General features: G+C 73.3%; 4 protein-coding genes. 3 read left to right on the top strand and 1 reads right to left on the bottom strand.

The features are described 5' to 3' along the window. Window positions 1-16: 16 nt before the first annotated feature. Complete coding sequence (locus V6U90_RS08525; RefSeq protein ID WP_442933551.1) at window positions 17-1,186, bottom strand: beta-ketoacyl-ACP synthase III; 1,170 nt, start codon at window positions 1,184-1,186, stop codon at window positions 17-19. Window positions 1,187-1,357: 171 nt separating this feature from the next. Here V6U90_RS08525 and V6U90_RS08520 point away from each other — a divergent pair, with 171 nt between their 5' ends. The 3 genes from V6U90_RS08520 to V6U90_RS08510 are packed head-to-tail and all read left to right on the top strand — an operon-like array spanning window position 1,358 to window position 11,918. Further along, the gene (locus V6U90_RS08520; RefSeq protein WP_334433008.1) at window positions 1,358-2,248 is read left to right on the top strand and encodes a DUF5829 family protein; all 891 of its coding nucleotides are present in this window, start codon (window positions 1,358-1,360) and stop codon (window positions 2,246-2,248) included. Between the two features lie 17 nt (window positions 2,249-2,265). Continuing rightward, the gene (locus V6U90_RS08515; RefSeq protein WP_334433005.1) at window positions 2,266-7,419 is read left to right on the top strand and encodes an amino acid adenylation domain-containing protein; all 5,154 of its coding nucleotides are present in this window, start codon (window positions 2,266-2,268) and stop codon (window positions 7,417-7,419) included. After that, the gene (locus V6U90_RS08510; RefSeq protein WP_334433003.1) at window positions 7,416-11,918 is read left to right on the top strand and encodes a MupA/Atu3671 family FMN-dependent luciferase-like monooxygenase; all 4,503 of its coding nucleotides are present in this window, start codon (window positions 7,416-7,418) and stop codon (window positions 11,916-11,918) included. Before V6U90_RS08515 ends, V6U90_RS08510 begins: the two co-directional genes overlap by 4 nt. Window positions 11,919-11,920 lie beyond the last annotated feature (2 nt).

Genomic DNA, 11,920 nt, shown 5'->3' with positions numbered 1-11,920 from the left:
CCTCGTGGTTCGTCGGTCACCGCGTGGCCGGGCCGGTGCCCGGCGGCTCGGGCATCGGGTGGTGCGGCACCGGGGCGGGGTCCGTCCCGGCGGTGGTCGGGTCCGTTCCGGCGGCGGGTCCCGTCGGGTCGCCCGGCCGTTCGGTCGGCCGTAGCTGCGGCCAGACGAGGACGGTCGATCCCCAGGTCAGCCCCCCACCGAAGGCGGTGAGCAGGACCCGGTCGCCGGGGGTGACCACGCCGGTGGCGTCGGCGTCGGCGAGGGCCAGCGGGATCGAGGCGGCGCCGGTGTTGCCGACCCGGTCGATGTTTGCCACGATCCGTTTCCGGGCCAGGTCGAGTTCGTCGGCGAGGGCGTTGAGGATGCGGATGTTGGCCTGGTGGCTGACGACCCGGTCGACGTCGTCGAGCTGCCAGCCGACGCGCCGCACGACGGTGCGGGACGAGGCGGCCATCCGTTCGACCGCGTTGCGGAACACCTCGCGTCCGTCCATGGTGAAGTAGAAGTCGGCCGGGTCGGTCGGGCGACCGGACAACCGCTGCCGGGCCCCACCGGCGGCCACCTGGATCAGGTCGCTTCCCCCTCCGTCGCTGCCGAGGTCGAAGGGGCCGAGTGCGCCGGGCTCGTCGCGCCCGCCAGCGCGCAGCACGACCGCCCCCGCCCCGTCGGCCAGGACCACGGCGGTGGTGCGGTCAGCCGGGTTGGTCACGCTGGAGAGCGCGTCGGCGCCGATGACCAGGACCCGGTCGGCGAGTTCGGCGGCGATCAGGCCGGCCGCGGTGGCCAGGGAGTAGACGAAGCCGCTGCAGACCGCACCCAGGTCGTAGGCGGTCACCCCGGTCAGGCCCAGCCGGGAGGCGACCTCGGGTGCGGTCGCCGGGCAGGACCGGTCCGGCGTCATGGTGGCCACCACGACGGCGTCGACGCCAGGCGTCCCGGCGGAGACCAGCGCCCGCCGGGCGGCCTCGACCGCCAGGTCCGAGGTGGACGTACCGGGATCGACGAGGTGGCGTTGCACGATGCCGGTGCGGGACCGGATCCACTCGTCCGAGGTGTCCAGTCCGGCGGAGAGGTCCGCGTTGGTGACCACGCGCGGCGGCACCCAGCCGCCCACCCCGGCGAGCACTGCCGACCGGGTCGTCACGGTACCCACCGAATGGGTAGATTCATATTGAATCCCTTGCATCTCTTTGAGTGCGAACCAGTAACCAGTTAACACTGCGGCACCCGCACCGCGCCCCCCTAGGTTCTGCCCGTTGGGGTTTCCCCCAGTACTCCGACGCACGGCAGCGAAATTAGGCTGACCACGCCTGCAACCCGGGGTGGAACGCCCGGAAAACGGCGAGAGGAAATCAACGTGCCATTCGCGCAGACGCATTCGCGCGCCATCCCAACCCCGTTGCTGGACCACGTTGTGGTACTGCTCGACGGAGCCGCCTTCCGCGATATATACGCCTGCGACATGCTGCGTGAACAATTTGCCCGAGTGAAACCGAAAAACGTCACCAGCTCGGTCGCCGGGCAGTACTCGGCGCTCGGGGTCGCTGGCGAGAACACCCTGCTGGAGCTGTTCGACGGCGCGCTGCCCGGCCCGCGCCGCCTCACCGGTGGGCTGGTCTTCTCCTTCGAGCACCCCGGTTCGGTGCAGCGCGCCCGGGAGGTGCTCGACACCGGCCCCGGCGGCCACTACGAGCTGGTCCACCGCAACGCCGCCGACACCGGCGAATCCCGCCCCTGGTACCACATGCTGCGTACCGACCTCGGCGAGGACAGCCCGCTGCTGATGTTCCTCAACGAGGTCACCCCCGAGTACTTCGACTCGCTGTCCGCCCGCCGAGGACCCAACGGGGAACTGCTGCGCAGCGGCTACCTCGACGCGGCCTTCGGCACCGGGACCCGCGACCGCCGGTGGCTGCGCGACATCACCGCGGTCACCCTGCGGGTACGACCGCAGCGGGCGGCCCGGATGGCCGATGCGCTCACCGCACTGGGCTACCGGGCCACGACCACCCCGCCCGACCCCACCGGCGACCCTGCCTCCGGCACCGGACCGACGTACCGGATCACCGGCCCGGGCGTCGACATCACCCTCATCGGCTCGGCCACCGCGCCCGAGGGGGTCCTCGACATCACCACCGACCTGCACGAGGCACCACAACAGCACCAGGAGTTCGTCTTCGGCGACACCTCGCGTCTGGTCCTGCAGCCGGACGGCACCGCCCACTGGACGTTCACCCCACCGGCCTGATGAGGATAGGTACGTCGATGCCCGGCGAATCCGTGCTGTTCCACGAGGCGGTCCTCGCACACGCCGCCCGTACCCCCGACGCGGTCGCGGTGGAGTCCACCGACCGGTCGCTGAGCTACGCCGACCTGGTCGCACGCGCCCACCGCGTGGCGGTCCACCTACGCCGCCACGGCGTCGGACCGGACGTACCGGTCGGGATCGCCCTGGACCGCTCGACCGAATCCGTCGTCGCGGTGCTCGGCATCCTGCTGGCCGGCGGCGCGTGGGTACCCCTGGACCCGTCCTACCCCGCCGAGCGGCTGTCCTACATGCTCACCGACTCCGGCGTGGACCTGGTCGTCGCCGAGGCGCACACCATGGACCGGCTGCCGTCCGGGCGGGTACGCCGCATCGATCCGGCCGAGGCCGCCGCAGAGTCCGGGCCGGTACCCGACCCGCTGCCGCAGCCTCCGACCGGCCGGCACCTCGCCTACGTGATCTACACCTCGGGCTCTACCGGGCGCCCCAAGGGTGCCCTACTCAGCCACGGCGGCCTGGCCAACCTCATCCGCGCCCAGGCCGACGCCTTCGGTGTAGGCCCCGGTGACCGGGTCCTCCAGTTCGCCCCGTCCAGCTTCGACGCCTCGGTGTTCGAGACCGCCATGGCGCTGGCGACGGGCGCCACCCTGGTCCTGGCGGACCGGGCCGCCATCGCCCCCGGTCCGGACCTGTTCGCCACCCTGCGTACCCGGCGGATCAGTCACCTGACGCTGCCCCCGTCGGTGCTGGCCACCCTGCCCGACGAACCCCTGCCCGACCTGGCGATGCTGGTCTGCGCCGGTGAGGCGCTCCCGGCGGCGCTGGTGCAGCGCTGGGCCCCCGGCCGGCGCATGTTCAACGCCTACGGCCCCACCGAGGCCACCGTCTGGGCCACCCTGGCGCAGGTACACCCCGACGGCCGGCGGCCGTCCATCGGCGTACCGGTCACCGGCGTCCACGTCGCCGTGGTCGACCCGCACGGCCGGCCGGTACCCGACGGCGAGATCGGCGAGCTGGTCATCGGCGGAGCCGGCGTCGCCCGGGGCTACCACGCCCGGCCGTCACTGACCGCCGAGCGGTTCATCCCCGACCCGGACGGCCCGCCCGGCGCACGCCGCTACCGCAGCGGCGACCAGGTACGCCGCCGCCCCGACGGGACGCTCGACTACCTCGGGCGCATCGACCACCAGATCAAACTGCGGGGGCACCGGGTCGAACCGGACGAGGTGGCCGCCGTACTGGCCGAGCATCCCGCCGTCACCGACGCGGTGGTGGTCGCCCGGGGCTCCGGCGACGCCACCCGACTGGTCGGCTACGCCGCCAGCGACCACGACCCGGCCGGGCTGCGCGCCTTCCTCGCCGACCGGCTGCCCGCCTACCTGGTACCCGACGTGGTGGTCACCCTCGACGCGCTGCCGCTGACCGTCAGCGGCAAGATCGACCGGTCCGCCCTGCCCGAGCCCGACCGGGCCAGCGCCGGCCTCACCGCCACCGTCACCGCCCCGCGCACCGGCACCGAGCAGCTCCTCGCCGGGTTCGTCGCCGACCTGCTCGGCCACACCAGCACCGGACCAGATGCCGCGCCGCCCACCGGCTCGCCGGCCGGTCACCGCCTCGGGGTGCACGACGACATCTTCGCCCTCGGCGCCAACTCGCTGATGGCCGGCCGGCTCGCCGCACGGGTCCGCGCCGAAACCGGCCGCGAGCTGCCGGTCGGGGTCATCTACCGGTCCCCCACCGTCGCCGCCATGGCCGCCGCGCTCGACGATGCCGACGACACCGACCGGGCACCCGCCCCACCGCCACTGACCCCGGCCGATCCCGACGCGGTCGTGCCGCTGTCCCTGCCGCAGGAACGGATCTGGTTCCTCGACCAGCTCGACCCCGGCAACCGGGCGTACCACGCCCAGGCCACCATCCGGCTGCGCGGGCCGCTCGACCCGGCGGCGCTGGAGGCCGCGCTCAACGAGATCGTCCGCCGCCACGACGTCTTCCGCACCGGTTTCGTCGCCGGCCCGCACGGCCCCGAGCAGCGCACCGCAGCCCACTGCGCCATCGACCTCCCGCTGGTCGACCTGTCCATGCTGGACGAACCGGAGCGTAGCCGGCGGGCCGAGCAGACCGTAGCCGGATACCTGCGCGAACCGTTCGACCTGGCCAGCCCACCGCTGGCCCGGTGGGCGCTGATCCGCCACGCCGACAACGACCACACCCTGGTCCACGTCGAGCACCATCTGGTCCACGACGGCTGGTCCTTCGCCGTCTTCATCGACGAACTCACCAGCCTCTACGGCAGTTACGCCGCCGGCCGGGACTCGGACCTGCCGGCACCGGCCTGCCGCTACCGCGACTTCACGCTCTGGCAGCGCGGCTGGATACAGGGCGCGGCCCTCGACCGTCACCTGGCGCACTGGACCCGGGAACTGGCCGGCGCACCGCACGAGCTCGCCCTGCCCCTGGACCGGCCCCGCCCGCTGACCCAGAGCTTCACCGGCGCGGCGCTGCGCATCGAGCTGCCCGGCGAGCTGTGTCAGCGGCTGCGCGCGTACAGCCGCCGGCACGGGGTCACCCTCTACGCCACCATGCTCGCCGGCTTCGCCACCCTGCTCGGCCGGTACGCCCGCCAGGACGACATGATCATCGGCAGCGGCGTGGCCAACCGCCGACTCGCCGAGACCGAACGCATGATCGGCATGGTCGTCAACACCCTGCCGCTGCGGGTCGACCTGTCCGGCCGCCCCGGCTTCACCGAACTGGTCCGCCGGGTGCACACCCGCGCCGCAACCGCGTACGAGTGGGCCGACGTACCCCTGGACCGGCTCGTGGAGGCCCTCGAACCGGTCCGCGACCCGGCGCGCAACCCGCTGTTCCAGACCATGTTCAGCTTCCACGACTCCCCCATGCCGCAGCTGGCCTTCGCCGGGCTGACCGGCAGCGTCCTGGAACGGCACAACGGCACCGCCAAGACCGACCTGAACATCGTGGTCCTGCCGCGCGCCGAACAGCACGCCGGGCACGGCCACCGCGACGACGCCGCCCCGATCACCCTGATCTGGGAGTACGCCACCGCCCTGTTCGACTCCTCGACCATGCGGCGGATGACCGCGCACTACACCAGGCTGCTCGACGCGGCGATGACCGACCCCGACCAGCCGGTCAGCCGGCTGCCGCTGCTCAGCGCCGAGGAGCAGACCCGGATCGTCCACACGTACAACCGCACCGCCGCCGCCTTCCCCGCCGACCGCACCGTGCCCGACCTGTTCGCCGAGCAGGTGGCCCGGCGACCGCACGCCCCCGCCGTCGAGTACGACGGGCAGACCCTCAGCTACGCCGAACTCGACGCCCGCGCCAACCGGCTGGCCCGGCTGCTGCGCCACCGGGGCGTCGGCTGCGACACCCCGGTCGGTGTCCTGTTCGAACGCGGCAGCGACCTGATCACCGCATTCCTGGCCGTGCTCAAGGCCGGCGGCGCCTACGTCCCCCTCGACCCCGGCTACCCCGGTGAACGGCTGCGCTGGCTGCTGGACGACTCCGGGGCCCGGCTCGTGGTCACCCGCGCCGACCTGGCCGGTCTGCTGCCCGCCGGTGACGTGGACGTGGACGTGGTCACCGTCGACGATCCGCAGGTCGGCCCCACGGACCTGCCCGACGGCGCCCCGGAGCCCGCCGCCCGCCCGGACAGCGCCGCCTACGTCCTCTACACCTCCGGCTCCACCGGACGACCCAAGGGGGTGGTCGTCGCCCACCGCGCGATCCTGCGCCTGGTCTGTGGTACCGACTTCGTGCGGTTCGGGCCGCACGAACGCATCGCCCAGGTCGCCGACGCGTCCTTCGACGCGATCACCTTCGAGGTGTGGGGCGCCCTGCTGCACGGCGGCACCGTCTGCGTCATCCCCCGCGACACCGTCCTGAGTCCGGGCCACCTGGGCGAGCAGCTGCGCCAGCTCGCGGTGACCAGCATGTTCCTCACCTCGGCCCTGTTCAACGAGGTGATGGCGCACCGACCGGACAGCTTCGCCACCATGACCAACCTGCTCGTCGGCGGCGACGCGCTCAACCCGGTCCGGATCCGCCAGCTGCTGCGCAGTCCGCACGCCCCGGCCCGGCTGCTCAACGGCTACGGCCCCACCGAGACCACCACCTTCGCGGTGGTGCACCACATCACCGACCTGCCCGACGAGGCCACCTCGGTACCCATCGGCCGCCCCATCGCCAACACCACCGCGTACGTACTCGACGACGAACTGCGTCCGGTGCCCGAGGGCGTACCCGGTCAGCTCTACCTCGGCGGTCCCGGGGTCGCCCGGGGCTACGCCGGCCGGCCCGGACTGACCGCGCAGCGGTTCGTCCCCGATCCCTTCACCGCCGACGGCTCCCGCCTCTACGACACCGGCGACGTGGTGCGCTGGCGCAGCGGTGGGGTCCTGGAGTTCCTCGGCCGGATCGACAACCAGGTCAAGATCTCCGGCTTCCGGATCGAACCGGGCGAGGTGGAGAACACCCTGCTCGACCATCCGGCCGTGGCCGGCACGGCCGTCGTCGTCGACGACACCCCCGCCGGTCGGCGCCTGGTCGCCTACGTCGTGCCCGCCGCCGGCCGGCCCGAACCGACCGCCACGGAGCTGCGCGCCTGGCTCGCCGAGCGGCTGCCGCCCTACCTGGTGCCCGCCGCGTACGTGTCACTGGTGGCCCTGCCCCTCACCGAACACGGCAAACTCGACCGGGCGGCCCTGCCGGCCGCCGAGGCCGAACGCCCTGACCTGCAGGTCGCCTTCCGTCCACCGCAGACCGACACCGAACGGGCCGTCGCCGCGATCTGCGCCGACCTGATCGGGCTCGAACAGGTCGGCCTCGACGACGACTTCTTCGCCCTCGGGGGGCACTCCCTGCTCGCCATGCGGCTGGTGGCCCGGGTCAACGAGACGTTCGGCGCCGACGTGGCACTGGCCCGCTTCCTGCGTACCCCCACCGTCGCCTGCCTGGTCGCCGCCCTCGACACCGGCACGCCCACCGGGGAGCCGGCCGGGCCGGGCGGCATCGCATCCGGTAGCTGGCAGCAGATGGAGCACCTGTTGCAGCACATCGACCAGCTCACCCCCGAGCAGGTCGACCAACTGCTGCACGACTTCGCGGACAACGAGGCGGATCGATGAGTGACACCGGCACCGACGCCCGGCGGGCCCTGCTGGCCCAGCACCTGGCCCAGCGGCTGGCCCAGCGCAGCCACCCGCTGTCCTACCCGCAGCAGCGGCTGTGGTTCCTCGACCAGCTCAACCCGGACAACCCGGTCTACAACATCCCGCTGGGCTACCGCATCCGGGGCCCGCTCGACGTCGCCGCCCTGCAACGCGCCCTGACCACGGTGGTGCAGCGGCACGAGGCGCTGCGTACCGTGTTCCGCGCCGTGGACGGCCAACCCCGACAGGTCATCCTGCCGGCGGCCGAGGCACCCCTGACCGTACGCGACGTCGCCGGTGCCGCCGACGCGGCGGCCCTGGCCGAGGCGGAGGCGCGTACCCGGTTCGACCTGGTCAACGGGCCGGTGCTGCGGGCCACCCTGCTGCGGCTGGGCCCGGAGGAGCACTGGCTGTGCCTCACCGTGCACCACATCGTCTGTGACGGCTGGTCGCTGGCCATCCTGGAGCAGGAGCTGAGCGCCGCGTACGCCGGTCAGCAGCTTTCCGACCTGCCCGTGCAGTACGCCGACTTCGCCGAATGGCAGAACGAACACCTCACCGGTGCCACCCTCGACCGGCTCGTCGGCCACTGGCGGGACCGGCTCGCCGACGTACCGCTGCTGGCCAGCCTGCCCACCGACCGGCCCCGCCCGCCGACGCAGACCTACCGGGGCGCGCACCTGGACCTGCGTCTCGACCCCGATGTCACCGGGCAGGTGACCGCGCTGGCCCGGCAGGCCGCCGCGACCCCCTTCGCGGTGCTGCTGGCCGCCTTCGCCGTCGTCGTACAGGCCCACACCGGTACGCCGCAGGTCGTCGTCGGTTCGCCGGTGGCCGGGCGGCAGCGCGCCGAGATCCAGCCGCTGATCGGCTTCTTCGCCAACACCCTGGTGCAGCGCATCGACCTCACCGGTGCCCCGACCTTCCGGCAGCTGGTCGAGCGGACCCGCGACGAGACCCGCGACGCCCTGGCCCACCAGGACCTGCCGTTCGAAAAGCTCGTCGAGGAGCTGCACCCGAGCCGGGACCTGGCCCACAACCCGCTGTTCCAGGTGCTGTTCAGCTACCACGACACCGACGCCGCAGGGCTGGCCCTGCCCGGCTGCACGGTCACCCCGGTCCCCGGCGACACCGCCACCGCCAAGTTCGACCTCACCCTGTCCCTCACCCGGCGCGGGCCGGACCTGACCGGCCGCCTGGAGTACAGCAGCGACCTGTTCGACCCCGACAGCGCCGAACGGATGGCCGCCCGCTTCCGTCAGGTCCTCACCTCGGCCCTGGCCCGCCCGGACACCCCGGTCGGCCAGCTGGACGTACTCACCCCGGACGAGCGCCACCAGCTGCTCACCGAGTGGACCGCCACCGGCGTCGACCGCCACAGCGACGTGCTCGTCCACGACCTCATCGCCGCGCAGACCCGGCGCACCCCCGACCGGGTCGCCGTACGGGACGCCGGGCCCGGCGTCCGGCCCGGGCTGACCTACCGCGAACTCGACGAGCGGGCCGAACGCTTCGCCGCCACGTTGCGCGGCCACGGCGTCGGCGCGGACGTGCCGGTCGGTGTCCTGCTGCACCGTGGCACCGACCTGGTGGTGACCCTGCTGGCCATCCTCAAGGCCGGCGGGGCGTACCTGCCGCTGGATCCCGCCCTGCCGGCCGACCGGCTCACCTTCATGGTCACCGACTCCGGTACCCGGGTCGTGGTCACCACCGACCACCTCGCCGGCCGCCTGGGCGGTCTGCCGGTCACCACCGTCGCCCCCGGCACACCGCCGGCCGACCCGGCCCCCACCGGGACGGCGGCCCTGCCATCGCCCACGGCGTCACCCACGGCGTCGGTGTCGGCCGGCCGGCCGTCGCACGCCGACGACCTGGCCTACGTCATCTACACCTCCGGCTCCACCGGCCGGCCCAAGGGCGTGCTGGTCACCCACCGCAACGTGGGTACCTTCTTCGCCGGGATGGACCGCGAGTTCGGCCCGGACGCCGACGGTGACCGGGACACGTTCCAGCCGAAGGGTGACCGGGACACGTCCCAGCCGGAAGGTGACGGTGACGCGGCCGGGCCGACCTGGCTGGCGGTGACCAGTGCCTCCTTCGACATCTCCGTGCTGGAACTGCTGTGGACCCTCACCCGTGGCTTCGAGGTCGTGATCCGGGGCGACGAACCCACCTCCGGCGCCGCGACCGCCACCGGTGCCCCGGTACCCGCCGAGGTGCAGACCCGGCCGATGGACTTCAGCCTGTTCTACTTCGGCGGTGACCGGGGCGGCGCCGCCGACGACCGGTACCGGCTGCTGGTCGAGGGGGCCCGCTTCGCCGACCGGCACGGCTTCACCGCCGTGTGGACCCCGGAACGGCACTTCCACGACTTCGGTGGGCTCTACCCGAACCCGTCGGTCACCGCCGCCGCCATCGCCACCATCACCGACCGGGTGCAGATCCGGGCCGGCAGTGTCGTCGTACCGCTGCACGACCCGCTGCGCGTCGCCGAGGAGTGGGCCGTGGTGGACAACCTCTCCGGCGGGCGGATCGGCATGTCGGTCGCCTCCGGATGGCAGCCCAACGACTTCGTCCTCGCGCCGGAGCGGTACGCCGACCGGAAGAAACTGATGCTGGAGGGCATCGACGAGGTGCGCCGGCTGTGGCGAGGCGAGGCGGTCAGCCGCCCGCGTCCCGGTGGCGACCAGGTCAGCGTGCGCGTGTACCCGCCACCGGTGCAGCCCGAGCTGCCCGTCTGGGTCACCAGCGCACGCAGCCCCGACACCTTCCGGATGGCCGGTGAGATCGGCGCCGGGCTGCTCACGCACCTGCTCGGGCACTCCGTCGAACAACTCGGCGAAAAGATCGACATCTACCGCCGGGCCTGGCGCGAGGCCGGTCACGCCGGTTCCGGTCACGTCACCCTGATGCTGCACACCTTCCTCGGCACCGACGCCGAGCAGGTACGCGAGCTGGTACGCGAGCCGCTGTGCGGGTACCTGAAGAGCTCCTTCGACCTGCTCTCCGGTCTCGGCGCGGTGTCCGGGAGCAGCAGCGACTTCCACAACCTGCCCGAGGAGGAACTCGACGCGCTGGTCCGGCAGGCCTTCGACCGGTTCTTCGACACCGCCGCCCTGCTGGGCACCCCCGAGGCCGCCGCCGATCTGGTGGACCGGCTCAAGGCGATCGAGGTGGACGAGGTCGCCTGCCTGATCGACTTCGGCGTCGACCACGACCACGTCCTGGCCGCCCTGCCGCACCTGCGTACCGCCCGGGACATCAGCGAGGAGCGCCGCCGGGTGGCGCTGGCCGACGAGCCCGTCGCCACGCAACTGCGCCGCCACCGCGTCACCCACCTGCAGTGCACCCCGTCGCTGGCCGGTGTGCTGGCCGAGGACCCCGCCACCCGCGAGGCGCTGCGTGACCTGCGCCGGCTGCTCGTCGGCGGGGAGGCGCTGCCCGCCGCACTCGGCGCCGACCTCGCCGACCTGGTGGGCGGCGACGTGCACAACATGTACGGCCCCACCGAGGCGACCGTCTGGGCGAGCACCCACCGGGTCACCAGCGACCAGCCGGCCGGCGCCACCGTGCCGCTCGGCCACCCGCTGGCCGACGTCCGCGCCTACGTCGTCGACGCGGACCTGCGCCCCACCCCGGTCAACGTGCCAGGTGAGCTGCTGCTCGGTGGCCCCGGCGTCGCCCGTGGCTACCACGGCCGCCCGGCCCTGACCGCGGAACGCTTCATCCCCGACCCGTTCGCCGCCGACGGCTCCCGCCTGTACCGCACCGGTGACCTGGCCCGCTGGCGCCCCGACGGCACGCTGGAGTTCCTCGGCCGGCTGGACCACCAGGTGAAGATCCACGGCCACCGCATCGAACTCGGCGAGATCGAGAGTGTGCTGGCCGCACAGCCCGGCGTCCGCGCCGCCGCGGTGGTGGTACGGGGCACGGGCGCGCATCGCAGCCTGGCCGCGTACTACAGCCCGGCCCGGACCGGTGACCCGGCGCCCACCCCGGCGGCACTGCGGGCCGCCCTGGCCCGCGCACTGCCCGACTACATGGTGCCGGCCACCATCACCGTCCTCGACGACCTGCCGCTGACCCCGAACGGCAAGATCGACCGTAACCGGCTGCCCGACCCGCACACCGCCGAGCCCGCCCGCTACCTGGCACCCCGGACCGACATCGAGCAGACCATCGCCGAGGTGTGGGCGCAACTACTCGGCCGCGACCGGGTCGGTCTCGACGACAACTTCTTCGAACTCGGCGGCAACTCGCTGCTGGCGGTACAGGCCCGGGCCCGGCTGCTGGCCCGAGACGTCACCGGGGTGTCCCTGGTGGACCTGTTCCGCTACCCGTCGGTACGTACGCTCGCCGCCGCCTGCTCCACCACGGGCGACCGCCCCGACGCGCTGGCCGGGACCCGCCAGGCCGCCGGACGACGCGCCGCCGCCCTGTCCGCCGCCGGCCCGCGCCGCGGACGAAGGAGCTGACC

It is taken from the genome of Micromonospora sp. CPCC 206060, from assembly GCF_036906895.1.
Classification (GTDB): domain Bacteria; phylum Actinomycetota; class Actinomycetes; order Mycobacteriales; family Micromonosporaceae; genus Micromonospora.
The sequence above is the reverse complement of the archived record's forward strand: the minus strand, read 5'-3'. Positions and strand labels throughout refer to the sequence as shown.

Excerpts from the sequence above, each read along its gene's own strand:
- V6U90_RS08525 (WP_442933551.1), bottom strand. The coding sequence starts at position 1,186 with ATGCAAGGGATTCAATATGAATCTACCCATTCGGTGGGTACCGTGACG.
- V6U90_RS08515 (WP_334433005.1), top strand. The coding sequence starts at position 2,266 with ATGCCCGGCGAATCCGTGCTGTTCCACGAGGCGGTCCTCGCACACGCC.
- V6U90_RS08510 (WP_334433003.1), top strand. The coding sequence starts at position 7,416 with ATGAGTGACACCGGCACCGACGCCCGGCGGGCCCTGCTGGCCCAGCAC.